The sequence below is a fragment of the Gordonia terrae genome (assembly GCF_051789125.1).
GTDB lineage: Bacteria > Actinomycetota > Actinomycetes > Mycobacteriales > Mycobacteriaceae > Gordonia > Gordonia terrae_A.
This window is the reverse complement of the sequence record NZ_CP196526.1, coordinates 879,866-904,066: the sequence shown is the minus strand read 5'-3', so window position 1 is coordinate 904,066 and position 24,201 is coordinate 879,866. Positions and strand designations below refer to the sequence as shown.

The window sequence follows — 24,201 nt, the reverse complement described above, 5'->3', positions numbered from 1 at the left end:
ATCGGGGCTGTTCGGACGGTCAGGAGACCGGCATCTGGGCGGGTGCGACGATCTGCGGGATCGCGTCGGGGGTGACGGCCATGATCTGTTCCCACTGCTCGGCGACGGTCTCGACCGTGAGCGAAGGATCGTGGATGCCCACGGTGTTCACGAGGGCGAGCCGGTTCACGATGCCGCCTGCGACGTTGAACACCTCTCCGGTCGTCTCGCACGACGGGTGCACCAGGAACGCGGCCACCGGGGCGACGTGCTCTGGGAGCAGCTGAGTTCGCATGTACTCCATGATTTCCGGCGAGAGCGTGTCAGCGGCGGCTTCGGCCATCCGGGTACCTGCGCCGGGGGCAATGGCATTCACCTTGACGTTCGCTTCGAGGCCCTCGAGCGCGAGGTTGCGGGTGAGGCCGAACAACGCGCCCTTCGACCCGCCGTAATGCGACATGCCGGGGTTTCCCAGCATCGCCTGCGAGATCGTGTTGACCACGCGCGGGGCCGGCGACTCGAGCAGATGCGGCCACGCGGCGCGCAGCAGCCGCATCGGTCCGAGGTAGTGCACGTCGAGGTGGCGCTGGTACTCCTCGTCGGGCACGTCACGGAATGGTGCCGCCCGCACGATTCCCGCGTTGTTGATCACGGCGTCGAGCCGGCCGAAGTTCGAGATCGCGGCGTCGACGAGCGCGGTTGCACCCTCGTCGGTCGTGATGTCGGAGTTCACCGCGACCGCCTTTCCACCGGCTGCGGTGATCTCCGCGACGACGTCGGCGGCCGGGTCACCCGATTCCACCCCGGAGCCGTCGGTGGTCGAGCCGAGGTCGCCGACCACGACCGAGGCGCCGCGCGAGGCCAGCAGGAGCGCATGAGCGCGGCCGATGCCGCGGCCCGCGCCGGTCACGATCACGACGCGATCGGTGAAGTCGAGTTGTGCTGTCATTTGTCGTCCTTGCCTGGGTCGAAACGGTGGAGATCGGTGGGGTCGAAGCTATGAGAGTTCCCTGCCGGGGTGCCCGGGTCACGGGCGCGTCTGGCCGCCGTGGTTCTTGACGTCGGCGACGAAGATCCCGCCGAGAGCTTCACGGGCGGACTTCTCGAAGTCGAAGACCTCGTACCCGACCGTCATGTAGAGCGTGCTGCGATCGGGTCCGCCGAGCAGGCACGCGGACGCAATACCCCCCTCGAGGGGCATCGGGACTGCGTCGGTCAGACCGTCCTCGGTGAAGCGGGCGACGTAACCGCCACCCGGCATGGCTGCCCAGACCCCGCCTTCCTCGTCGAGCCCGATGCCGTCCGGCATGAACGGGCAGGTGGCGAAATCCCGTGCATTCGATAGGGTTCCGTCGGAGGTGCGGTCGATCACGGTGATCTTCTGCGCCATCACCTCGGCCACGAAGAGCTTGGTGCCGTCGGCGCTGATCGCGATACCGTTGCCGCAGTTCATCTCCGGGATGCCCGCGGGTTTCGAGACGGTGCCGTCGGGGTCGACGACGATCAGCGGCGAGGTGATCGGGGTCTCCCCCTGGAAGATGTCGAAGCCGAGTTGGGTGATGTACGCCCGGCCCTCGGCGTCGACGACCATGTCGTTGACAGCCTTGATCGCGAACTCGCTGACGTCGGCGTACTCGGTGAGATCGTCCGGCCCGTTGCCGCCGTGGACGAGGACCTTCTGCTCGTGCATCGAGTTCACGATGAGGCGTCCGTCCGGCAGCCATCCGAACCCGCCCAGGACGATGGGGACGTCGGTGTTCGCGGCCCGCCCGGTGGCGTCGACGACCACGGTCGCGTTGCCCTCGGCGTCGAGGGTCTTGAGCGTCCCGGTGTACATGTCCGAGAACCAGAAGGCACCGTCGTGCCAGCGCGGGCATTCCGGCCAGGAGTACCCGGTCGAGATCTTGCGGGCCTCGAAGGTGGGCGCGTCCGCGGCGGCAACGGCCGCTGCGACGGTATCGACGGGACTGGTCATCGGTGAACCTTCCGTGGGGTCGAACTGTTGACAACTGTTGTGCGAGAGTCGGTACGAGCGTCCCGGCGGTCGGCGGCGCGGGCCGTCACGGCGTGATCCGTTTCCGCCGCCCCGGCTGCTCTCGACGTTCGGTTTGCGTCGTCCATCCCCCGCCCGGCTCGTCGCCGGAAACCGTGAACTGGGTCACAGGGATGCGCACGGGACGAACACTAGGTGCTTGGCGGCGGGGCGGTCGGGGGCGTCCCATTCAGTGGACGCCGACCGCCGCCCCGCGCCGCTTGGAACCGTTCAGTCGGGGACGGTCTCGGGGTAGACCTGCGCAAACCACGCTCGCTGTTCGTCGTCGAAGGTGCCGAGTTCCATCGCCCGCCGGCCCCAGGCCTTGATCAGATCCAGGAAACTCGTGACGTCATAGACATCCTGCTGTTGCGAGAACTTCCCGTCTCCCGCGTAGGTGAGAACGCTGATGTGCGGGGCTCCGAATCGACTCCCGTCACCGGGATCGCTCATGACGTTGTCCAGCCGTGCCACGATCGTCCCGTTGGTCTCGTCGATGACGTGCCAGTACTCGGGGAAGCTCTCGGTGTGTGAGCCCGGGAACGTCGCCAGGCTCGGTTCGGCCCACGCCCAGATTCCCTCCTTGCCCTTCAGTTCCCCCGCCATCTGCTCGTGATAGACGACATCGTCGGTGAACAGGTCGAGGAAGTCCCGCCAGCTCCCCTCCCCCGAACCCGCACGATTGATGGTGGCGAACCACGTCTGATACGCGTCTTCGAGTTCCTGTCTTGTCCATGTGTTTGCCATACGTCGGACGCTATTTCCGGAGGTCCGCTCGCCGCGGCCCCGGTGTCCGGTCACCGGGAGAAAACGAACGACGTTTTCGCAGCGCAGACTTCGGCATCGGGTCCTGTCCCGGTCAGCGGAAGTGTCGCTCGACGCCGACCGCCCCCCGCGATCGAATGCAGTGGACTTCACACGATGTCAATCTCCTCATCCGACAACAGCAGAGGGCCAATCCGTGTCGTCACTTTCCCACTCAGACAACAACAGTCAGATTCAACCCGAAGTCGTTGATTCCTGGCGAGCTCCGGGATGGTCGCCTCGAGTCTGCTTCGGGCTCGCCGCGATCGTGGCACTCCTCGAGGTCTGCTCCATTTCCTACATGATGGTCTCGACAGCGCTACCCGCCATCAGTCGCAGCTTCCAGACCACGCAAACAGCGTGGATGGTGACAGCGTTCATGCTGGCCGGCGCAGTTGTCTCGCCCATCGTGGCCAAGCTCGCGGACCTCCATGGCAAACGATTGATGTTGCTTGTCTCTGTGGCGATCGCCGCGCTGGGCGCACTGGTTTCGGCGATGGCGGTGAACTACGCGATGATGGTTGCCGGACGTACCCTCTTCGGCTTCTTCGTCCCGTGCATGTTCCTGAGCTACCTACTCATCCGCGATGTGTTCCCGGCCCGCACCGTTCCGCTTGCCATCAGTATCGTCACCAGCGGCCTGGGACTCGTAGCGATTCCCGCACCGTTTCTGACCGGTTGGCTGATAGACACCTTCGGTTTTCGCAGCATCTTCTGGTTCATGTTGTGCGCAATGGTGCCGTTCGCCGCCCTGGTGCGCCTTCTGGTCCCGGAATCTCCGGTGCGCGTGCACGCTCGAGTCGACACGGCTGGGGCCGCCCTGCTCGGCGCCGGTATCGCGGGCGTTCTCGTTGCAGTGAGTTTCGGCCCTTCGTGGGGTTGGGCATCGGGCTCGACGCTGGCGTTCCTGCTCGGCGGAATCGCCCTTCTGTGCGGATGGTTCGTCTCCTCCCGCGTGCTGCCCGAGCCGCTGATCGACACATACGTGCTCGCGCGACGACCTGTGCTGCTGACGACGTTGATCGCCGGTGTGGTTTATGGCGTCTCCGGACTCACCGGCGTGTTGCTACCGCTGTTGATCATGACTCCACCGTCCCTCCAACTGGGATATGGCTGGGGTTACGACACCACGACCTACGGCATCTACAAACTTCCCGTCGTCATCGCGATTGTGGTGGGCGGTCTACTCGTCGGCTGGCTGGTGACGCGCGGCCTTCGTCCGCGCCTCACTGTTGTTGTCGGGCTTGCGCTCAGCGCGTGCGGATTCGGATTGTTGGCTGTCGACCATCACTCGTTGCTGACCATCGTGATCGGCGCCGGACTATGCGGATTCGGGCAGGGAATGGGATACGCATCCGTCCCCAATCTCCTCATCGAATTCGTCGATCCCAGACACCAGGCGACAACGGCAAGCGTGATGTCGGTGAACCAAGGAGTGTTCACTGCCGTCATCACCGTGGTGGTATTCGCGGTACTGAACAACTCTCACATAGCCGTGGTGGCCGAGGGCGCGAGTTTCTACGACTCGTCCGGATTCACCACGGTTTACCTCTTCATCGCCGCAGTCGCGGTGGCAGGGCTGCTGATGGCGCTGACATTGCCGAGACCGGTAGGCGCTGCCCACCGTGATCTCGCTTCGAATCACGCTGACAACTGACCAGCAACAGCTCGGGATCGAAGGGTGACCCGCCCATGCGAACGTTCACCAGCCTCGACGAGATGAGATCGGCCATCGGGGAAGAACTCGGTCCCACCGCCTGGCTGGAGATCTCGCAGGAACGCATCGATGCGTTCGCGAACGCGACCGGCGATCACCAATGGCCTCATGTCGATCCAGACAGGGCGGCGGCGGGCCCATTCGGGACCACCATTGCACACGACAATCTGACCATGTCGTTGCTGTCGTCGCTGATCGGAGGCATCTTCGCGATCGAAGGTCCGAGGCTGACACTGAATTACGGAATCAACAGCCTTCGGTTTCCGAACCCGGTCAGAGTGGGTGCTCGTGTCCGCGCGAACGCGGTGTTCACCTCGGTCGAGGAAACACCGAAGGGCGTCCGACTGATCATCACCACCAGGGTTGAGATCGAGGGTGAGACCGAACCGGCCTGTGTAGCCCAGAATCTGCGGCTCCTGATCTTCTGAGGGAATCGACGAGACCGTAGGCGAATAGCGCTCTAGGACAACGAAAAGGGACCGTGATGACAACTTCGACACACTCGGCAGTCGACTGGATAGGTCGCGATCTGGGCTCGCGCACCGTGCACTGGGACGAACGCGACGCGATCTTGTTCGCATTGGCTGTCGGTGCGCGCGCCGATGATCTCGACCTCGTGTACGAGCGGGAGCTCCGCGTGCTCCCGACCTTCGGACTCACCCTCGGTCAGTGGGCCCCGGACGAGCTCGGCTCACAGGGAGCGTTTCCCGTCGGGACGTCGCTTCACGGCTCCCAGCAGCTCATCGTCCACGACGAGCTGCCGCCCGCGGGTCAGGCGACGCTTTCCGCACGAGTCGACAACGTGTGGGACAAGGGTTCGGCGGCGATCTTCGACGTCAGGGTGAGCTGTGATCACTTCACCGCCGTGTGGTCCATCTTCGCCCCGGGTTGCGGCGGTTTCGAAGGCGACCGCGGACCGGGTGTGGCTGTCGCCGAGGCGCTCTCGCCCGCAACCTCGGTGCGCACCGCAGAGAACGCAGCGGCGCTCTACCGACTGTGCGGGGATCGTCACGCAATCCATATCGACCCGGCGGCCGCACGTGCGATCGGCCAGGACCGTCCGATCCTGCACGGCCTGGCCACCCTCTCCACCTCGGTCGTGGCACTGGCGCGGCATCGTGGCGCTCATCCCGCCGATCTGGCCTCGCTCTCGGGACGTTTCCGGTCTGTGGTTCTTCCGGGCGACGAGCTTCGAATCGACGTCACCGACTCGCTGACAGGTGGATTCGTCGTGTCCGGACCTCAGGGAGTCGTCATCGACAACGCGGTCGCCACCTTCGGGCGCTGACCGGAGGGCTTGGGCCGGCGATGCGATCGCCGACCCAAGCCATGATGACGAATCGGTCTATCCACCAATTGTCGAGTCCAACGGGTTCTTTCGGAGTCTGTCACCTGTGTCGGAGTCCTCGATCGACAGACCTTCTGCATCAATCCTCGGGAGCAATCGGTCGAGCTTGGCCGGCAGCCACCACGACCGGTTGCCGAACAGCGCGAGCGTTGCGGGCATGATCAGCATCCGCACGACGAATGCGTCGGTGAGTACACCGACGGTCAGCGCGAGAGCGATGGAGCCGACGAGGCTGTCGCCGCTCAAGCAGAATCCCGCGAAAACTGCGGCCATGATCGCCGCCGCTGCGACGACGACCGGACCCGACCGCGAGAAGCCCTCGATGATTGCTTCCTTGGTGTCCAGACCACGGGAGTGTGCCTCGTGGATCCTGGAGCCCGGCACTGGCGATGTACGGCAACGGACCGGCGGGGATCGTCACCGCTGGCTGGCGATGACGTCCTCGGGCGCCCAGACCGCGCGCATGCTCGTGATCTTGAGGTCGTCATCAAAGGTCATGACATCGATGGGCTCGACGACAACCGTCTGGTCGGGCAGATGCGAGGTGACGCGGAAGTGGAAGGCCGCGGTCGACCCGCCAGATCGGACGGTCAGCAACTCCGCAGTCGAATCGATGGAGTCCAGCGCGCTGTAGAACTTCTCGATCTGCGCTCGACCGACTTTGATCTCGGAGCCGACCGGATCCTCGAGCGTCGCATCCTCGGCATACAACGCGGCGATCTCGGCCGACGTACCAGTGCTGACTGTTGCTATGTACCCGGCAACAGCATCACGGATCTGGTTGGTTGAGGGAGACATGAAACTCCTGTCGAATCGTTTCGCGCATCCACCACGGCCTCTGCGCGACCCCATAGAAGGGCTCACGTCATCGAATCAGCGGGTTCGGCACGGCGACATACCGTCGTCCGCTGGGCGGGACATCACCGCCGGCCCCTCCCAACGCACACTGGATGATCTACGGCGCACAGTCGAGGCAAACCGACGCACGGTCGACGGAATCGGGTGCACGGTCGACGGGAACGGGGTGCACCCCTGGCGCCCCATTTCTGAAACGTGTTCTAATTCAGGTAGAACACGTTCCACCTGCGCGCACGAAGGGGACCCCATGGCCGGCTCGACCGAACCAGAACAGACCAGTACCGAACCCGAGACCTTCGACGTCGTCGTCGTGGGCGCCGGCGGTGCGGGCCTGAGCGCGGCGATCACCGCAGCTCAGAAGGGCTTGTCGACCGTTCTGATCGAGAAGTCACCCTACTGGGGCGGCTCCACCTCACGCTCCGGCGGCGGCGTGTGGATCCCCAACAACTCGGTGCTGCGTCGTGACGGCGTGACCGACACCCCCGACAAGGCACGCGAGTACGTGCACGCGATCATCGGCGAACACGCACCCGCTGATCGCATCGACGCCTACATCGACCGCGGGCCCGAGGCCCTCGACTTCCTGATGGCACACGCGCCCCTCGACCTCGAGTGGGTGAAGAACTACTCGGACTACTACCCGGAGGCGCCCGGGGGCCGAATCGGCGGCCGCTCGGTGGAGCCCCGGCCTTTCGACGCGCGCCGCCTCGGCGACGACCTGAAGACCCTGCACCCGCAGTACACCAAGGCGCCGCTGAACATGGTCGTGCTGCAGTCGGATTACCGCTGGCTCAACACCGGCCTGCGTCACTGGCGCGGTCCGCTGCGGATGGCGAAGGTCGGCAGCCGGTTCTTCTGGGCGCGCAGCCGCGGCAAGAAGCTGATCGCCATGGGCGCCGCACTGGCCGCCGAACTCCTCATCGGCGTCCGCCAGGCCGGCGTCCCGGTGCGGTTGAACACCGGCCTGGCCGACCTCATCACCGAGGACGGCCGCGTGGTCGGCGTGATCGCCGAATCCGACGGCAAGCGGGTCGAGATCCGCGCGCGACACGGCGTGATCCTGGCGTGCGGCGGGTTCGAACACAACGACGAGATGCGCAAGAAGTACCAGCGCGACCCGATCGGCTCCGAGTGGACCACCGGCGCTCCGAGCAACACCGGCGACGGCATCAACGCCGGCCTCAAGATCGGCGCCGCGGTTTCGCTCATGGACGATGCATGGTGGGGCCCGACCATCCCGCTGCCGCGTGGCCCGTGGTTCGCGCTGTCGGAACGAGCGGTTCCCGGCACGTTCATGGTGAACACGCGCGGTCAGCGCTACATGAACGAGTCGTTGCCGTATGTCGAAGCGGTGCACCAGATGTACGGCGGCGAGTTCGGCCAGGGCGAGGGGCCCGGAGAGAACGTGCCGTCGTGGCTCATCTTCGATCAGCGTTGCCGCAACCGCTACCTGTTCGCCGGCATCAACGCCCGACAACCGTTGCCCAAGAAGTGGTTCGAGTCCGGTGTCGTCGTCAAGGCCGACAGCATCGCCGAACTAGCCGAGAAGATCGGCGTACCGGTCGACGCGCTCACCGCGACCACCGAGCGGTTCAACGGCTTCGCCCGCAAGGGTGTCGACGAGGACTTCGGTCGTGGCACAAGCGGCTACGACCACTACTACGGCGACATCACCAATAAGCCCAACCCGAGCCTCGGCGAGGTCAGCAAGGGCCCGTTCTACGCGGTCAAGATGGTGCCCGGCGACCTCGGCACCAAGGGCGGCATCAACGCCGACGCCTCCGGTCGCGCGCTGCGGCCCGACGGTTCGGTCATCGAAGGTCTGTACGCAGCGGGCAACACCAGCGCGCCGGTCATGGGGCACACCTACGCCGGCCCGGGAGCGACCATCGGACCCGCGATGGTCTTCGGTTACCTCGCCGCCACCGACATCGCCGCCAAGGCGACCGCGACCACAGGAGCCTGAGCCATGCCGATCGATCCCTCCGTCGCCCTCGGTGCCGAACTGCCCGAGGTGAGCTTCGAATGGTCGGCGTCGGACGCCGCCCTGTACAACCTCGCGGTGGGCGCCGCCTCGGACCCGATGGACACCACCGGGCTCGAGTACATCCATGACTCGACGCCGAAGGTGTTGCCCACCTTCGCGACCGTGGCCGCCGGGTTCCACACCACCGAGCCCCCGAAGGTCTCGTTCCCCGGCGTCGACATCGACCTCGCGAAGGTCGTCCACGGCAGCCAGCAGGTGACCGCCTATCGGCCGCTACCGCCCAGCGGAAAGGCGACCACTCGCACCCGGATCGCCGAGATCCAGGACAAGGGCTCGGCCGCCGTCATCGTGCAGGAGTCGGTGACCTCCGACGACGAGGGCCAGACGTTGTGGACCGCACGCTCGTCGATCTTCGCCAAGGGCGAGGGCGGTTTCGGGGGCGAACGCGGCTCGTCGGCCAAGGTGGACTACCCCGACCGCGAACCCGATCATCGCCTGTCGGTGACGACCTTGCCCCAGCAGGCGCTGCTCTACCGATTGTGCGGCGATCGCAATCCGCTGCACTCCGATCCCGAATTCGCCTCGCGCGCGGGCTTTCCCCGGCCGATCCTGCACGGTCTGTGCACCTACGGCACCGTCTGCCGAGCGATCGTCGACGACGTCCTCGGTGGCGACGTGGCCGCGGTCGCCGACTACTCGGCATCGTTCGCGGGCGTGGTGTTCCCCGGCGAGACCCTCGCAGTCGAGGTCTGGGAGGACGACTCCCGGCTGTTGGCCACCGCGACCGTCGTCGATCGGGACGGTGCCAAGGCCCTCGGCAATGTGGTCCTCGCCCGGCGCTGACCGGACCCCGGGCGCAGCCCGCACACATCCGGGCGCAGGCGGGCGACGTCTCGGCGCGGGGACAGTACGCTACTCACGCGGACCGGGAGGCGGTCCGCATGTTCCACGTCGCATACCCCGAGGAGACGCCCATGAGCGATTCGCTTACGCCCCTACTTGCCGACAACCGCAGCGCCCTGGTGACCGACCTCGTCGGTGTCATCGACGCGGAGGTGGCCGACCAGTCGGGTCTGAGCGGCGCCGCTGTGAAGACCGCCTACTCCGCGGTGCAGAAGGTGAAGCCGGGTGTCGTGCACAGCGCCACGGACCAGATGGCCGAGGATTTCCTGCGGGCGCTCGCGCCGTTCTGGGATTCGAAGCCCGCCGGTGTCGCCTTCGGCGATCATCTCTCGGCCAACGGCGATGCCGCGGCCGAGGCCCTGCTCTCGGTCACCGACGATCAGGCGAAGACAGCCAAGCCCTCGCTTGCCAAGGCGTACAACTCGCTGCGCGGCAAGGCGAAGAACTACGTCGTCGCGGCACTCCCCCGGCTCGGTGCCGCCGTCGAGCGGCACGCCGCCTAGGAGTCGGTGCGCGCGTCGTCGGCGGTCAGGAGTCTCAGACCGCCGACGACGCGATGGCCACCAGGGCCACGACGACGCCGATCAGGGCAGCCAGCATCGACAGCACCCGCCACACGTGGACGCGGGCGGGCGAGATGTCGGTGGCGGCGGGCGCCGCGGCTGTGGTCGATCCGGCCGGGGTCGACGCGGCTGGAGTAGAAGCGATTCGGGGTGAGGCCATGACCTGTCACCACTTTCGGTCGTCCGGGGCGAACATGGACCGGCGCGGTCTCGCGTTCACCCGGTTTAGATACTGCAGTGATAAATGTGTCACAAGTTACTCGCGTTGCGTCGTCGCGCACCTAGCGTGTCGCGATAACGAAATCGCAACACGGACGATCCAGAACCGATCGTCGTCCTGACCGAGCGAGTCCCTTCGCAGACCCGGAAAGCGCAGGACGCCTGATGAAACTGCCGAACGCCATACGCCTCGACGCCAGGTCCGCCTGGCTCGTCCTCATCGCCTGCCTGTCGGTCAGCATGGTGGTCGCCGCCATGGCCGCTCTCAACACCGCGCTGCCCGACATCGCCATCGACACGGGCGCCGACGCGGGTGAGATGACCTGGATCGTCGACGGGTACACGCTCGCCCTCGCAGCCCTGCTGCTGCCGGCCGGGGCGATCGGCGACCGGCTCGGTCGGCGCGAGGTCCTCATCGCGGGACTGTTGCTCTTCGGTCTCGCGTCCCTCGTCGCCATCTGGGTCGACAGCCCGACGCAGCTCATCCTCGCGCGATGCTTCGCCGGTGCCGCGGCCGCCCTCATCATGCCGACGACGTTGTCGCTCATCACCTCGGGCATGCCGGAGAGCAAGCGCGCCGTCGGGATCAGCATCTGGTCGGCCATCGCGGGCGGTGGCGCGATCGCCGGCTTCCTCGTGACCGGATTGCTCCTCGAGTTCTTCTCCTGGCACTCGATCTTCATCACTTTCGCCGCGTCGTCGGCCGTCGCGGCGGCGCTGTGCCTGACCATCGGGACCTCGAAAGACAGTGACCCCGGCCGTTTCGACATCCCGGGAACCCTGTGCTCGGTCCTGGCGATCACCGGCGTCGTCCTCGGGCTCCTCGAGGCCCCGCACCGGGGCTGGGCCGACGTCGTCGTCCTGACCTGCCTGATCGGCGGAGTGCTGCTCGGCGCAGCATTCGTCTTCGTCGAGTTGCGCTCGGCCTCACCGCTCTTCGACGTCCGGCTGCTCGGCAACCGCGCCTTCGGATCGGGGGCGCTGTCGGTCGCGGTCCAGTTCCTCGCGTCGTTCGGCATGTTCTACCTGCTTCTGCAGCTGCTGCAGCTCGTGTTCGACTACAGCCCCCTGCAATCGGCCGTCGCACTGATGCCCTTCGTCGCCGGGGTCGGTATCACCACCCTGATCGCGAACTGGATCGCCGTGCGGCTCGATTCACTCAAGTTCGTGATCGCCGGCGGCGCCGTCCTCTCGGGAATCGGTCTGATCCTGCTCGGGTCGTTCCGGTACGAGACCTACTGGACGCTGGCCGGGGTGGTCGCGGTGATCGCCGTCGGCATCGGTCTGGCCTCGGCTCCCGCGACGACGGCCATCATGTCCAACACTCCCCTCGACAACCAGGGGATCGGCTCGGCGGTCAACGACACCGCACGCGAGATCGGCGCCGCGATCGGCATCGCGATCGCCGGGAGCATCGTCGCCGCCGGATATCAGTCGCGGATCGGCGACACGGCGCAGCTGGCGCGCGAACAGCTGACCGCGGCTGGTCAGCAGCGGATCGCGGCCGGTGACACCGCGGGCGGTCAGGCCATGATCGAGCAGGCCGGACAGGCCGGCACCCTGATCGAGCGGTCCCTGGCCGAGGCCACCGTCGTCGTCGACCGGTTGTCGGGTCAGGCCGCCGAACTCGCCGACAAGATCGCGGAGGGCAGCCGGGAGGCGTTTTACCAGCCCTTCGAGACGGCGTCGCTCGTCCTGGGCGGGATCATGCTCGTCAGCTCGGTGGCCCTGCTGTGGCTGACGCCCCGGCGCGTGGTCGAGGTGCCGCCGACTGTCGACGAAACCGGCCAGGAGCGCGACGACACCTTCGCCCGCGACTGACACCGACGTCGGTCTACCGGGTCACGTAGCCTGTCCCGGTGGTACTGACCGCGGACAGCGTCGCCGGCACGGTGGTGGGCGTCGCCGCCCTGCTCGTGGTGATCGTCGCGACCGTTGTCGCTCAGCGCATTCCGGCGGTCGTGGTGGCAGCGCCGGTCGCCGCGCTGCTCATCGTGCTCGGGCTCGCCGACATCGGGCAGGCCGCGGACGAGATCACCACGATGGCGCCGACCATCGGGTTCCTGGCGGCGATGCTCGTGATCGCCGACGCCTGCGCCCGGGCCGGGGTGTTCACCTGGATCGGGTCACTCCTGGCGCGCTGGAGCCGGGCCTCACCTCATCGGCTGTTGCGCATCGTCTTCCTCGCGGCGGCGGTGACGACGGCGGTGCTCAGCCTCGACACCACGATCGTGTTGCTGACGCCGGTTGCCGTGGCCACCGCGCGGCGGATCGGTGCGCGGGTGACCCCGGTGGCGTTCGCGAACGCTCACCTGGCCAACACGGCGTCCACGCTCATGCCGGTGTCGAACCTGACCAATCTCCTGGCGTTCTCCGCGACCGGGCTGAGCTTTCTCGGATTCACGGGCGTGATGCTGGCGCCGTGGGTGGCCGCGATCGTCGTCGAGTACCTCATCTTCCGGGTCTACTTCACCGACTCACTCGCGCGCACGGGTCCCGCGTCCGGTTCGAGCCTCGACGAACAACCGGCGGAGGATCCTCCTCGCCCCACCCTGATGCTGGTGATGCTCGGTCTGCTGCTGGTCGCCTTCGTCGTGACCGAACCGCTGGGCATCCCACTGGCCGCGGTGGCCGGCGTCGGTGCGGTCGCGTTCACGGTGCCGCGACTGCTCGACGCCCCGCTGCCCACCCTGCGGGAGACCCTGACCGCCCTGAACATCCCGTTCCTCGGGTTCGTGGCCGTGCTCGGTGTCGTCATCCTCCCGGTCCGGACCGGCCCGATCGGCGACTGGATCGGCGGGCTGATCCCGGGCGAATCCACATTGGTCGCGCTGCTGGCGGTCGCCGCGTTGGCCGCGATCCTCGCCAACCTGGTCAACAACCTGCCGGCGACCCTGCTGCTCATCCCGCTCGTCGCCCACGACCCCGGCCTGGTTCTCGCGACGCTCCTCGGCGTCAACCTGGGCCCCAACCTCGCCTACTTCGGATCGCTCGCCAACCTCCTGTGGCGCGACATCATGCATCGCGACGGGTCGCACGAGGGCAGGGGCGCCCCGACCTCACGCGAGTACGTACGCCTCGGCGCCCTCACCGTGCCGGCGACGCTCGTCGTCGCGGTGGTCGCTCTCTGGGCCGCGCTGCGGCTGACGTAGTCGGCAGGTGGGCAGGCCGCGGAGCCGCGCAGCATCGTCAGCCCGGTCCGTCTCTAGAAAGGCGGTGGGTTGGCGTCGTCCCAGCGCTTTTCGGCGCGTCGATTGCGTCGGAAGACGTTGTCGCGCAGCTCTTTCAGTTTGTCACGTGCTGGATGATCGGGTGGCCGGCTCGGGGTGAGCCGGTTGAACAGGTCGCGCCCGTTGTAAGCGTTGCCGACGAACATGTGGCCGGTGGGTGTGGTGAACCAGGCCGTGAGGAACTCGTCCTGGTAGTCCTGCCAGCTGGTGAAGGTCTTGATGCGATGGTGAAACCGGCACAACGGTTTGAGGTTGCGCGCATCGGTCGGACCACCCCGACGCGGGTCGGAGTGGTCGAACGGATCGGTGTGGTCGAGATCGATCTGCCAGACCGGCGCGTTGCAGCCGGGGAAGGTGCAGCACAATTCTCCCGCACGCACCAGCGCCTGGAGCTTTCTCGACGGGGCGTACCGCGTCGCGGGATCGGTAGTTGCCACTGGCGGGCCGGCGCCGGCGGGCCCGATGTAGGTGCGTCGGGCCTCGGCGAGCAAGGATCTGGCCGTGTCTGCGTCGATGATGCCGTGGCGGTCGAGGAACGCGGGGTCGTCGTCGAGTCCGATCAGCGTCGACAGGTTCACCACGATGTGGAAGGTCGCGCGCGGAGCGTGCGATGGAGACGTTGAGGCATCCGCAGTCAGTGCCTCGAGGTCTTGTTCCGAACCGGATTTGGTTGCGGCAGCAGTGCAGTCGTCGCACCGGCATGCCAGCGCGGCTTCACCGCGGGCTAGTGCTTTGAGGGCGTCGGCGCGGCGCTGAGGGAAGTTCCGCGGGTCATCGGCGTGTACTGCGGCGGCCATCGACGACAGGCGGGCGTCGAACTCGGCCGCATCGGCGACCGGCAGCGTGCCGGAGATCCGGGACTGCCCGGGCGTGAACCGATCAGGGGTGACCGTCACCTTCCGGTCGGTCTTCACCCGCTCCTTGCGTCGACGGACCGCCTCGGGCGCCCACTTCGCGACGATGGCGTCGACCAGAGCGGTGAACCGTGCCGTCGACATCGGTGCTCGGGCGAAGATCGCCTCGGCCAGATGGGCATCCACGGTCTGCATCTCGTCGGCATCGGTGATCAGGTCGGTGCGTTTGAGCGCGATCAGGAAGCGACGCTTGTCGATCCGGCCGCACGCCAGCGCGTGCCCGGTGAACGACAGCCGGTAGCGCAGCGCGTCACCGGCCTCGATGAGTTCTTTCGCCTCGGCTGATGTCACCGTCAGGGTGGCACCGACTTCGGCGATGGCCTGTTCGAGCCCGTCCGGCCCGAACTGTTCGTAGGGGTTCTCCCCGGCCGCCACCCGCGCCGACAGGTTCTCGAAGGCCTCGATGGAGTCGAGCTCACCGCTGTGCACCTCGGCGCGCCGCTGCGCGTAGTCCATCTCGCGCTCGTCGTGAATGAGGCTGGCGACCATCATCATCCGATGAGCCGCCGACGCTGCCAGTCCGGCGCAGTGATTCAGGACCTCGATGAGTTCGGAGGCGGAGAGTTCGTCATCGGCACGCAGGCGAGGTTCGACAGACTCACTCAGTGAGCCCACTGAAGTAGTGGATCCGGCCCCCGCCCCCGATGACATACTCCAAGAGTACTCGAACATCTGTTCGAGTCAAGGGTCCTTTCGATGCACGCCCGGCACACGCCTGCGGCACCCAACGTGCCTGTGTCACTGCACATCCGTTTCATTTGGGCGGCGGGGTCCAAGGCGTGATGTGGTGGGCCGAGTCAGCCCGATCCCCGCTGCAACGATCAGTCCTATGCCGGCGAGGGTGATCGCTGTGAGGCGTTCTCCCAGTACGAGACTGCCGAGTATCGCGCCGATCGCCGGATCGAAGGCGAAGAGTGTGGCGACGACGACTGGGCCGGCGAGTCGCAGGCCGATGAAGTCGAGCAGGAATGCGACGCCGACACCGATGACTCCGATGGCAGTCAGCGTCAGCCATGTAGTGCTCGAAGCCGGTGGGGTGTGGGTGATGGCGACGGGGGTGAGTATCAGGCCGGAAAACGCTACGGCCAGTGCCAGTTCTCCGTAGCCGGCACGAGACCCGAGGTTGTGCGAGAGCAGTGTGTAGAGCGCAAGCGCGGCCGCTGCGAGAGCTCCGGCCAGGACGCCCCAGAGTGTTCCCGCGATCGCCTGGTCGGGTCGTGTCACTGCCAGGACGCCGGCAAGGGCGAAAACCGGCCATATGAGTTGGCGGCGGTCTCGGATTGCCACCGTCGCCAGGACGAATGGCCCGAGATAGAGCAGGGAGGCCGCCACGCCCAGCGGAAGGCGGTCCACGGCCGAGTAGTAGAGCACGTTCATGCCGGCCATTGCGGTTCCGAGGCCGACGATGAGTAGCCAGGTTCTCGGAGGGCGGTGGGACAGAGTGGGCCGCAGTAGTACGAGCAGAGCCAGGCCGCCGATGACTTGCCGCCACGCGGCAACGCCTGTCGGACCCATGTCGGTGAAGAGCGGCGAGGCCATTGCCGCCGAACCCTGGATGGCCAAGCAGGAGCCGAACACTGCAATCGCACCGAGGGCTCGGGCACGCGTTCGATGCGTGGTAGGTGGCGGTTCGGAACCGCGGGCGCCGGCGGATCCGACTGCCGGGTCACTCATTCCGGACTTGCTGAGGCGCGTCGTGCGCGGAACTGCCTCGACTTGTGTTGACCGCCGCACAGGCGCATCGAGCACCAGCGCCCCGTGCCCGGTCGCGAGGTGTCCCAGAAGACCCATTGGCAGGAAGGGTTGGCGCAAGGCTTGAGTCGAGCAACCGAGCCCGCGCGTTGAGCGACGTACAGGTCGAGGGCCATCTCCGCCAAGAGCGTGTGCAGATCGTGCCCGTCGCGGGTGAAACCGTTCGCGCCGAGAAGGAGTCGCAGGCTCGTGCTCCATTCCGGCGTCGCTTCTGGGGTCGAGTCGTGTTCGGGCAGAGCCCACAGTGTGGCGCAACCGACGAGCTGCCGCATCGCCGCGCGGACCAGACGCATCTCGGCCAGCGCTGACTTGTCGACACTGACCTCACCGCCGACGTCGGGTAGGCCGTGAAGTAGTTGTTGCGCCTGTTCGACATCGGACAACCGGTCGCGGTCGCGGTACAGATCCAGAGAGTTCATGAAGCGGCGCACGCGCTCCAGTCCGTCGGGCGCCCTGGCTGATGGGTCCCAATCGGCAGGACGTTCCGTAACCATTAAATGACACTAACAGGTTACGCAGTCGAACAGCACGCACCCGGACTCCTACGACGGCCCACGCACACTGATGCGCGCCGTTTCCTACCATGACCACATGCTCGCCGCACTGTTGTCCTTCGTCGTCACCGCGACGCTGATCGTGCTGCTTCCGGGTCCGGACACCCTGGTGGTCTTGCGCGGGGTGGTGCGCGGTGGACGCTCGGAGGCACTGCGCACCGCCGCCGGCATCGTGTGCGGTCTGGTGGTCTGGGTCACCGCGGCCGTACTGGGCTTGTCGGCGTTGCTGCAGGCCAGCGAGACCGGGTACGAGATCCTCAAGATCGTCGGTGCCTGCTACCTGGTGTGGATGGGCATCAGCTCGGTCCGCGCGCTCCTCCGGGCCGCGCCCGACCTCGCCGCGGCACATGAGACCGTGCCGCCGACGGGCCGGTCAGCCGGTCTGATGTTCTCCGGTTTCACTGCCGGACTGCTCACCAACATCCTCAATCCGAAGATCGGCATCCTGTTCATCAGTCTCCTGCCCGGCTTCGTCCCGGACGGGTACTCGATGGGATGGACGACTCTCGGGCTGGGGGCGATCTACATCGCGCTGACCGCGGCGTACTTCACCGTGCTGGTCGGCGCCGCCGGGCGTATCGCGAAATGGCTCCAGAGCGCACGAATCCGCCGTCGCGTCGAAGCGATCGGCGGAGTCGCGTTGATCGGGCTCGGAGTGCGCCTCGCACTCGAGGGTTGATCAGACCGGGGCGGTCTCGTGCGCCGCGGCCGCGGCCTTGGCCCAGCGGTAGTCGGCCTTGCCGGCCGGGGTCCGCTTGACCTCGTCGACGAAGACGACGGTGCGCGGGACCTTGTAGCGGGCGAGACTCTCGCGGCAGTGGTCCTGGATCTCCTCGAGCGACGGCTCGTCAGCGCCGTCGGCGACCTTGATCACCGCGGCAACGCGTTGCCCGTATCTCTCGTCGGGGACCGGAACCACCAGCGCGTCGGCGATCGCGGGATGCCCGTGCAGGGTCGCCTCGACCTCCTCGGCGTAGACCTTTTCCCCGCCGGTGTTGATGCACTGCGAACCGCGTCCGAGGAACACGATCGACCCGTCGGCCTCCACCGTGCCCATGTCACCCAGGATGGAGATCCGGGTTCCGTCGGCAAGCGTCGGGAAGGTCTTCGCCGTCTTCTCCTCGTCCTTGTAGTAGCCGAGCGGAACGTTGCCGATGCGCGCGATGTAACCGACCTCGCCCGAGCCGGGCTCGATCTTGTTGTGCCGCTCGTCGACCACCATCATCCGGTCGGTCGGCGGGACCTTCAGGTTCCCGTTCTCGTCCATCATGATCTCGCCGTCGTTGCCTGACTCCGACGCGCCGAAGTTGTCCCGCAGCACCAGATCCGGCTTCACCGCGAGCATGCGATCGCGCACGTGCTGAGACCAGATCGCACCGCCGGAGGTGATCGAGAACATCGACGACAGGTCGACCGAGTCCTTGCGCTTCTCGAGTTCCTCGACGAGCGGCATACCCATGGCGTCGCCGACGATGAGGATGATGTTCACCTTCTCCTTCTCGACCTCGGTGACGATGGCCTCCGGGTCGAAGTCCCGCTGGATGACCAGTCGCCCACCGAGAGTGAAGAAGGTGAACAGCGAGTACGACGCGGCGCCGTGCATGAGCGGAGCCGCAAGCAAGAAGGCAATGGGCGGGAAATCCTTGACCGCTGTACCGATCTCGTCGAGATCCTTCCGCGCCTCACCGTAGGGATTGCCGCCGGAGAGGGGTTTGCGGAAGAAATCGTCGTGCTGCCACATGACCCCCTTGGGGTAACCCGTGGTGCCGCCGGTGTAGAGCAGGTACAGCTCTTCGCCGTTGCGCGCCTCGAAGTCCCGGGCGTCGGGCTTGGACTCGGCATCGGCGAAGGAGACGATCTCCACGGTGCGTCCATCGGGCAGCGCAGCCGCCGCTGTCGCCAGCTCCTCGACGATGTCACCGATCACGAATACCGTGCGCACGGTGGGGATCTCGGCGAGCAGTTCGGCGACACTGCGCTGATGCTCGGGTAGTTCGACGATGATCGCGCGCGAATCAGAGTTGTCGAAGATGTACTGCAACTCGGCGTTGGTGTAGCGGTAGTTGACGTTGACCGGGACCGCGCGGACCTTCAGCAGGCCGAGCAGACTCGTCACGTGTTCGACGCTGTTCTTCAAGAAGAGCGCGACGTTGTCGAACGCGCCGATACCCGATCCGGCGAACAGGTGGGCCACCTGGTTGGACAGGGTGTCGAGTTCGGCGTAGCTGATCTGCCTGCCCTGGTAGCTGAGCGCGATCCGCTCGGGCACCGAGTCGGCGACGGTCTCGAAGACATCGGCGAGGTTGAACTTCATCGTGCGCGCTCCTTGTTGATGCGGAGTGGGTTGGGGGTCGTGTGCCGTACCGGTCTACTCATGCCGTCAGAACCAATCCGCTTGTGGGGACGCCGGTCCCGGCGGTGACGACGATCTTCTCGGCGCCGTCGACCTGGTTGACCGAGGTCCCGCGGATCTGACGGACGCCTTCGGCGATGCCGTTCATCCCGTGGATGTAGGCCTCACCCAGCTGGCCGCCGTGGGTGTTGAGCGGCAACCGTCCGCCGACCTCGAGTGCCCCCGGCTCGCGGACGAAGTCCTTGGCCTCGCCCCGCCCACAGAAACCGAGCTCCTCGAGCTGCAGCAGTGTGTAGGGGGTGAAATGGTCGTACAGGATGGCCATGTCCATGTCGTCGGGACCTAGGCCCGACTGCGACCAGAGCTGCCGGCCGACGAGTCCCATCTCGGGCAGACCGGCCAGCTCGTCGCGGTAGTAGCTGGTCATGATGTATTGATCGGCCGCGCTACCGGCTGCCGCGGCTGCGATCACCGCAGGCCTGTGCGGCAGGTCCTTCGCACGTTCTGGGGACATGATCACCAGTGCGACACCGCCGTCGGATTCCTGGCAACAGTCCAGCAGGTGTAGGGGTTCGGCGATGTACCGCGAGTTCTGGTGGTCGTCGAGTGTGATGGGCTTGTCGTAGAAGAACGCGGCCGGGTTGACGGCGGCGTGCTTGCGGTCGACGACCGCGATGCGGCCGAAATCCTCACTGGTCGCGCCGAAGTCGTGCATGTATCGCTGTGCGATCATCGCGACGAACGCGGCCGGGGTCGACAAACCGTGCGGGTAGGTGAACGCGTTCTCCGTGCCGGATGAGTTCTCCTGGTTGGCGACCGCCGAGTTCACCTGCCCGAACCGTAGTCCGGATCGTTCATTGAACGCGCGATAGGCCACCACGACGTCGGCCACCCCGGTGGCCACCGCCATCGCCGCCTGCTGCACCGTCGCGCAGGCGGCCCCGCCGCCGTAGTGGATTCGGGAGAAGTAGGTCAGATCACCGATGCCGACGGCACGGGCCACCGAGATCTCGCTGTTGGTGTCCATCGTGAAGGTCACGAGGCCGTCGACGTCGGCGGGTGTGAGGCCGGCATCGGCGATTGCCGCGCTCACCGCCTCGGCGGCGAGCCTGAGCTCACTTCGACCCGAGTCCTTGGAGAACTCGGTGGCACCGATCCCGGCGATGACGGCCTGACCGGACAGGGACCCCATCAGACGGCCTCCCCTCGGCTCGTGGAGGCAGCCGCGTCGTCGACGGTCAGCGTGACCGTCGAGATGACATGCTTGCCCAGCGAATTGGTTCCGGTCACGGCAACCGACACCACTCCGTCATTCACCTCGGTGACCTCACCGGCGAACGTGACGGTGTCGTAGGCGTACCAGGGCACCCCGAGCTTGAGTGAGATCGACCGGATACGCGCGTTCGGGCCGGCCCAGTCCGTCACGAACCGCTCCACCAGGCCGGTGTCGGTGAGGATGTTGACGAAGATGTCTTTGGAACCCTTGGCCTGTGCGAGGTCACGGTCGTGATGCACGTCCTGGAAATCCCGGGTCGCCAGGGCGGTCGCGACCACGAAGGTCGGCGTGGCCTCGATGACCAACGGGGGCAGCACTGTTCCGACCGCAACCGGATCGGTGGCGACGCTCGTCATGCGGGTTGTCCTTCCGTGCTGGGGGCTGGCTCCCACGCGTGAAGCGTCCAGGCCCCGGTGCCCGCGGCGTCGTCGGCCGGGAAGTCGATGAAGGTGGCTCGCACCGGCATGCCGATCGAGACGGCATCCGGGTCGACACCGCGCAATTCGCCCAGCATCCGCACACCCTCGTCGAGTTCGACCAGGGCGACGACGAACGGCAGTTGACGGCCGGGCACCTTGGGTGCCCGGTGCACGACATAGCTGTAGACCGTGCCCGTTCCGGTGGCGGTGACGTAATCGGTTGCAGGAAAGGTGCCGTCGGGTTGGCGTGGTTTCCAGGTGGCCGGCACCGGCGGATGGCGGAGCGCACCGTCGCCGTCTCGCTGGATACGCAGCTCGTGCGCGGCCACACCCTCCCAGAAGAAGGCCGTGTCTCGCGACACGCTGGGTGTGAGCAGCTTCGCCGGGTCGAGGTCGGCGGGCACGTTGCCCGACGATTCCTGTTGCGAATCATCATCTTTGGTCGGTGGCCGGAACTTGAGGATGCGAAACCGCATCTCGGCGACGACCTCGCCGGGTCGCTCGTCACCATCCACCGTCCAGACGTTGCGCGTGGTGAAGAACCAGCCCTCGCCGAGCGCGGTGTTCTTCGGCCCGACGACCTCGACGAGTTCGGCCGAGAGCGCGACCTTCTCCCCCGGACGGGTGTAACGGTGATAGACGGTGTCGCAGTTGGTGGCGACGACCGAGGTGAACCCGGCTTCGTCGAACAACTCGCTCGCCCGGCCGAGCGGGTCGTCGGCGGTCCGGATACCGTGCAGACCGCGCATGGTCCACACCTGCGCCATGGCCGGCGGCGCCACGACGCCCGGGTGACCGGCTCCCCGTGCGGCCGCATCGTCGGTGTAGATGGGATTCGCGTCACCCATCGCCTCGACCCAGTTGTTGATCATCGGCTGATTGATCGGGTCGCGTCCCGTCACCGGGGCACTGGGCCCGGCATCCATGATCGCCTGGGCGGCAGCACGGATCGCGGCGTCGCCACCGAGCTCGGGGGCGCTCACCGCTTGGCCCGAGGGAGTCCGAGACCCGCGGTCGCGATCATGTCGCGCATGACCTCGTTGACGCCGCCGCCGAAGGTGATCACCACGTGCCGCTTCTGCTGGACGTCGAGCCATTCCACCAGCGCCGCCGTCTCCGGGTCGGTGAAATCGCCGTAACGCCCGACGATCTCGTTGACCATCCGGCAGACCGACTGGATGCGTTCGGTGGAGAACACCTTGGTTGCCGCGGCATCGGCCATCGAGATCGCCTCACCGGTGGACGCCACCTGCCAGTTCAGCAACTCGTTGATGCGCCCGTAGGCGTCGATGACCGCCAGCGCGCGGCGCACATCCGAGTGTTTGGCGATCACCGTGCCGTCGGGTCCGGGCCGTTGCGCCCACTGGCGCACCCGCGCGGCCAGGCCGTCGATACGACCGGCAGGCCCGAGCATGACGCGTTCGTGGTTGAGCTGGGTGGTGATCAACTTCCAGCCGTCACCCTCCTCGCCCACCCGCATCGACACCGGGACCTTGACGTCGTTGTAGTACGTCGCGTTCACGTGATGGGCGCCGTCCGCCGTGATGATCGGCGTCCAGCTGAATCCCGGATCGGAGGTGTCGACGATGAGGATGGAGATGCCCTTGTGTTTCGGGGCGTCTTTGTCCGTTCGCACGGCCAGCCAGATGTAGTCGGCGTCGTGACCACCGGTCGTGAAGATCTTCTGCCCGTTGACGATGTAGTGATCGCCGTCGCGGACGGCGGTCGTGGCCAGGGAGGCGAGATCCGTCCCGGCCTCGGGCTCGGTGTAACCGATCGCGAAATGCACCTCGCCGGCGAGGATCGCAGGCAGGAACTTCTTCTTCTGCTCCTCGGTGCCGTGCACCTGCAGCGTCGGACCGACGGTCTGCAGCGTGACCGACGGGAGCGGAACGTCCGCGCGCACGGCCTCGTTGGTGAAGATCTGCTGTTCGATCTCGCCGAAACCCTTGCCGCCGAATTCCTTCGGCCAGCCCACGCCGAGCCGTCCGTCGTCGCCCATCCGCTTGATCACCTTGCGGTACGTGGGCCCGTGGCGCTCGGTGAGCATCGCCGCAGCCTCGTCGGGGGTGACGAGATCGGCGAAGTACTCGCGTAGTTCGGCGCGCAGCGCGCGCTGTTCGGGAGTAAGATCAATGAACATCGGGCACCTCTGCGATACGGGTGTCGTCTGCGGGGACGTCGGTGATGTCGGCCAGTTCGTCGAGCCGCACGCCGGCGCCTCCGACGAGCCGGGCGAGATCCTTGGCGAGCGAGAAGTAACGGTGCAGCGGATAGGTGATGTCGACGCCGATCCCACCGTGCAGGTGCGTCATGGTGCGCATCGTCGGCGGGATCTCCTCGGCCAGCCAGTACGCGGCGATCGCGAGATCCGTTGCCGCGTCCAATCCTTCGGACAGACGCCACGCGGCCGCGGTGGTCGACAGTTCCATCGACCGGCCCACCACGTAGATGTCGGCCAGTTGCTGGCCGACGGCCTGGAACAGCGCGATCGGTTTGCCGAACTGTTCGCGGGTGGAGACGTGATCGGCGGTCAGACGGGTGGCGCCGGCGACCAGGCCATCCCCGTAGGCACAGAGTGCGAGCCGGTACCGATCGCGCAGGACCGACAGGTCGCGGACGACGATGTCGGCGTCGTCGACGGGTACGTCATCGAAGGTGACGGTGTACTCACCCCATCCACTCGACGCCGGGGTGCGGGTGACGGTGATCCCCTGAGCATCTGGCGACACGGCCACCACTCCGGCATCCGTGGCGACCAGCAAGAGCGCCGCCCCGTCGGCGTGCAGGACGCCGACCTTGGTTCCGGTGAGCCGTCCGCCGCGGACGGTCGTCGAGGGCGTGGCGGTCAGGGCGTCGCCGTGCTCGCCGATGGCGACCGACACCCAGTTGCCACCGGTGAGGGCCGCACCATGACGCGCCCACACCGACTCCGCGTCGGCCTTGGCGAACACCAGGGCAGCGGTGAGCGACCCGAGCGCCGGTGTCACCGCCGCGGCGCGGCCCATCCGACGCAGCAGCGGGAGGAGGCCCGACTCGTCGACCTCGTCTCCGTCGAGCGCAGCCGGGAGCGGCAGCGCCAGCAACCCCGCGTCGACGAGTGCTCGCCACCCGTCTTCGTCGAAGCCGCCCCTGGTCGTCTGTTCGGAGCCGGAACCGCGACCGCCGAACGTCGACTCCCAGTCCGGCTGTCGTCGTGCGAACACGTCTTCGGCGACGTCGCGGACCGCGATCGCCGTGCCGTCCAGGGCAAAGTCCACCCTGTGCCTCCCTCACCAGAAACCGTCGAGAAC

At 66.7% G+C, this 24,201-nt stretch carries 24 protein-coding genes; 9 read left to right on the top strand and 15 right to left on the bottom strand.

The features are described 5' to 3' along the window. Positions 1 to 19 precede the first annotated feature (19 nt). The 3 genes from ACSUZC_RS04120 to ACSUZC_RS04110 all read right to left on the bottom strand — a co-directional run bounded on the left by ACSUZC_RS04120 (position 20) and on the right by ACSUZC_RS04110 (position 2,758). Complete coding sequence (locus ACSUZC_RS04120) at positions 20 to 928, bottom strand: SDR family NAD(P)-dependent oxidoreductase (protein WP_439031649.1); 909 nt, start codon at positions 926 to 928, stop codon at positions 20 to 22. Positions 929 to 1,006: 78 nt separating this feature from the next. Continuing rightward, positions 1,007 to 1,954: an SMP-30/gluconolactonase/LRE family protein gene (locus ACSUZC_RS04115; RefSeq protein ID WP_388053778.1), complete on the bottom strand. Its 948-nt coding sequence runs from the start codon at positions 1,952 to 1,954 to the stop codon at positions 1,007 to 1,009. Between the two features lie 288 nt (positions 1,955 to 2,242). Then, positions 2,243 to 2,758 carry a nuclear transport factor 2 family protein gene (locus tag ACSUZC_RS04110; protein WP_439031648.1) on the bottom strand — a complete coding sequence of 172 codons (516 nt, stop codon included), beginning with the start codon at positions 2,756 to 2,758 and terminating at the stop codon, positions 2,243 to 2,245. A 214-nt stretch (positions 2,759 to 2,972) separates the two neighbouring features. Here ACSUZC_RS04110 and ACSUZC_RS04105 point away from each other — a divergent pair, with 214 nt between their 5' ends. From ACSUZC_RS04105 to ACSUZC_RS04095, 3 genes are read left to right on the top strand one after another with little or no spacing between them, the layout of a single operon-like run. Next, entirely contained in the window at positions 2,973 to 4,472 is a 1,500-nt protein-coding gene (locus ACSUZC_RS04105) for an MFS transporter (RefSeq protein WP_439031647.1), read from the top strand. 35 nt (positions 4,473 to 4,507) lie between these two features. Then, positions 4,508 to 4,960 carry a MaoC family dehydratase gene (locus tag ACSUZC_RS04100; RefSeq protein WP_439031646.1) on the top strand — a complete coding sequence of 151 codons (453 nt, stop codon included), beginning with the start codon at positions 4,508 to 4,510 and terminating at the stop codon, positions 4,958 to 4,960. A gap of 56 nt (positions 4,961 to 5,016) precedes the next feature. Further along, complete coding sequence (locus tag ACSUZC_RS04095) at positions 5,017 to 5,820, top strand: MaoC/PaaZ C-terminal domain-containing protein (RefSeq protein WP_439031645.1); 804 nt, start codon at positions 5,017 to 5,019, stop codon at positions 5,818 to 5,820. Positions 5,821 to 5,877: 57 nt separating this feature from the next. Here the strand turns inward: ACSUZC_RS04095 and ACSUZC_RS04090 are convergent, their stop codons facing one another. Together ACSUZC_RS04090 and ACSUZC_RS04085 are read right to left on the bottom strand one after the other, a co-directional pair. After that, positions 5,878 to 6,264 (bottom strand): MMPL family transporter, encoded by a 387-nt coding sequence (locus ACSUZC_RS04090; protein ID WP_439031644.1) that lies wholly within the window; start codon positions 6,262 to 6,264, stop codon positions 5,878 to 5,880. 33 nt (positions 6,265 to 6,297) lie between these two features. Continuing rightward, a complete protein-coding gene (locus tag ACSUZC_RS04085; RefSeq protein ID WP_439031643.1) occupies positions 6,298 to 6,678 on the bottom strand; it encodes a nuclear transport factor 2 family protein in 381 nt (126 codons plus the stop codon). 307 nt (positions 6,679 to 6,985) lie between these two features. Here ACSUZC_RS04085 and kstD point away from each other — a divergent pair, with 307 nt between their 5' ends. The 3 genes from kstD to ACSUZC_RS04070 all read left to right on the top strand — a co-directional run bounded on the left by kstD (position 6,986) and on the right by ACSUZC_RS04070 (position 10,131). Beyond that, on the top strand, positions 6,986 to 8,704 hold the full coding sequence (gene kstD, locus ACSUZC_RS04080) for a 3-oxosteroid 1-dehydrogenase (protein WP_439031642.1): 1,719 nt from the start codon (positions 6,986 to 6,988) through the stop codon (positions 8,702 to 8,704). 3 nt (positions 8,705 to 8,707) lie between these two features. Further along, positions 8,708 to 9,568: a MaoC/PaaZ C-terminal domain-containing protein gene (locus ACSUZC_RS04075; RefSeq protein WP_439031641.1), complete on the top strand. Its 861-nt coding sequence runs from the start codon at positions 8,708 to 8,710 to the stop codon at positions 9,566 to 9,568. A gap of 131 nt (positions 9,569 to 9,699) precedes the next feature. Further along, positions 9,700 to 10,131 (top strand): DUF6918 family protein, encoded by a 432-nt coding sequence (locus ACSUZC_RS04070; protein ID WP_439031640.1) that lies wholly within the window; start codon positions 9,700 to 9,702, stop codon positions 10,129 to 10,131. A 34-nt stretch (positions 10,132 to 10,165) separates the two neighbouring features. Here ACSUZC_RS04070 and ACSUZC_RS04065 read toward each other — a convergent pair whose 3' ends face one another. Then, on the bottom strand, positions 10,166 to 10,351 hold the full coding sequence (locus ACSUZC_RS04065) for a hypothetical protein (protein WP_439031639.1): 186 nt from the start codon (positions 10,349 to 10,351) through the stop codon (positions 10,166 to 10,168). 224 nt (positions 10,352 to 10,575) lie between these two features. On the opposite strand from ACSUZC_RS04065, the gene ACSUZC_RS04060 reads away from it, so the two are divergent. Both ACSUZC_RS04060 and ACSUZC_RS04055 read left to right on the top strand, forming a co-directional pair. Then, on the top strand, positions 10,576 to 12,231 hold the full coding sequence (locus ACSUZC_RS04060) for an MFS transporter (protein ID WP_439031638.1): 1,656 nt from the start codon (positions 10,576 to 10,578) through the stop codon (positions 12,229 to 12,231). A gap of 38 nt (positions 12,232 to 12,269) precedes the next feature. Then, positions 12,270 to 13,562 (top strand): SLC13 family permease, encoded by a 1,293-nt coding sequence (locus ACSUZC_RS04055; protein WP_439031637.1) that lies wholly within the window; start codon positions 12,270 to 12,272, stop codon positions 13,560 to 13,562. Between the two features lie 53 nt (positions 13,563 to 13,615). Here the strand turns inward: ACSUZC_RS04055 and ACSUZC_RS04050 are convergent, their stop codons facing one another. The 3 genes from ACSUZC_RS04050 to ACSUZC_RS04040 all read right to left on the bottom strand — a co-directional run bounded on the left by ACSUZC_RS04050 (position 13,616) and on the right by ACSUZC_RS04040 (position 16,725). Next, positions 13,616 to 15,205, bottom strand: coding sequence for a DUF222 domain-containing protein (locus tag ACSUZC_RS04050; protein WP_439031636.1), 1,590 nt, complete (start codon positions 15,203 to 15,205; stop codon positions 13,616 to 13,618). An 87-nt stretch (positions 15,206 to 15,292) separates the two neighbouring features. Further along, the gene (locus ACSUZC_RS04045) at positions 15,293 to 16,093 is read right to left on the bottom strand and encodes an EamA family transporter (RefSeq protein WP_439031635.1); all 801 of its coding nucleotides are present in this window, start codon (positions 16,091 to 16,093) and stop codon (positions 15,293 to 15,295) included. A 131-nt stretch (positions 16,094 to 16,224) separates the two neighbouring features. Continuing rightward, complete coding sequence (locus ACSUZC_RS04040; RefSeq protein WP_439031634.1) at positions 16,225 to 16,725, bottom strand: CGNR zinc finger domain-containing protein; 501 nt, start codon at positions 16,723 to 16,725, stop codon at positions 16,225 to 16,227. 172 nt (positions 16,726 to 16,897) lie between these two features. On the opposite strand from ACSUZC_RS04040, the gene ACSUZC_RS04035 reads away from it, so the two are divergent. Further along, the gene (locus ACSUZC_RS04035; protein ID WP_439031633.1) at positions 16,898 to 17,539 is read left to right on the top strand and encodes a LysE family translocator; all 642 of its coding nucleotides are present in this window, start codon (positions 16,898 to 16,900) and stop codon (positions 17,537 to 17,539) included. Here ACSUZC_RS04035 and ACSUZC_RS04030 read toward each other — a convergent pair whose 3' ends face one another. The 6 genes from ACSUZC_RS04030 to ACSUZC_RS04005 are packed head-to-tail and all read right to left on the bottom strand — an operon-like array spanning position 17,540 to position 24,168. Further along, positions 17,540 to 19,174, bottom strand: coding sequence for an acyl-CoA synthetase (locus tag ACSUZC_RS04030; protein WP_439031632.1), 1,635 nt, complete (start codon positions 19,172 to 19,174; stop codon positions 17,540 to 17,542). A 58-nt stretch (positions 19,175 to 19,232) separates the two neighbouring features. Continuing rightward, positions 19,233 to 20,405 (bottom strand): lipid-transfer protein, encoded by a 1,173-nt coding sequence (locus ACSUZC_RS04025; RefSeq protein ID WP_439031631.1) that lies wholly within the window; start codon positions 20,403 to 20,405, stop codon positions 19,233 to 19,235. Beyond that, the gene (locus ACSUZC_RS04020) at positions 20,405 to 20,845 is read right to left on the bottom strand and encodes a MaoC family dehydratase (RefSeq protein ID WP_439031630.1); all 441 of its coding nucleotides are present in this window, start codon (positions 20,843 to 20,845) and stop codon (positions 20,405 to 20,407) included. The genes ACSUZC_RS04025 and ACSUZC_RS04020 overlap by 1 nt, the downstream gene beginning before the upstream one ends. Further along, positions 20,842 to 21,891 carry a bifunctional MaoC family dehydratase N-terminal/OB-fold nucleic acid binding domain-containing protein gene (locus ACSUZC_RS04015; RefSeq protein WP_439031629.1) on the bottom strand — a complete coding sequence of 350 codons (1,050 nt, stop codon included), beginning with the start codon at positions 21,889 to 21,891 and terminating at the stop codon, positions 20,842 to 20,844. The genes ACSUZC_RS04020 and ACSUZC_RS04015 overlap by 4 nt, the downstream gene beginning before the upstream one ends. Continuing rightward, entirely contained in the window at positions 21,888 to 23,051 is a 1,164-nt protein-coding gene (locus ACSUZC_RS04010) for an acyl-CoA dehydrogenase family protein (protein ID WP_439031628.1), read from the bottom strand. Before ACSUZC_RS04010 ends, ACSUZC_RS04015 begins: the two co-directional genes overlap by 4 nt. Continuing rightward, complete coding sequence (locus ACSUZC_RS04005; protein WP_439031627.1) at positions 23,041 to 24,168, bottom strand: acyl-CoA dehydrogenase family protein; 1,128 nt, start codon at positions 24,166 to 24,168, stop codon at positions 23,041 to 23,043. The genes ACSUZC_RS04010 and ACSUZC_RS04005 overlap by 11 nt, the downstream gene beginning before the upstream one ends. Positions 24,169 to 24,201 lie beyond the last annotated feature (33 nt).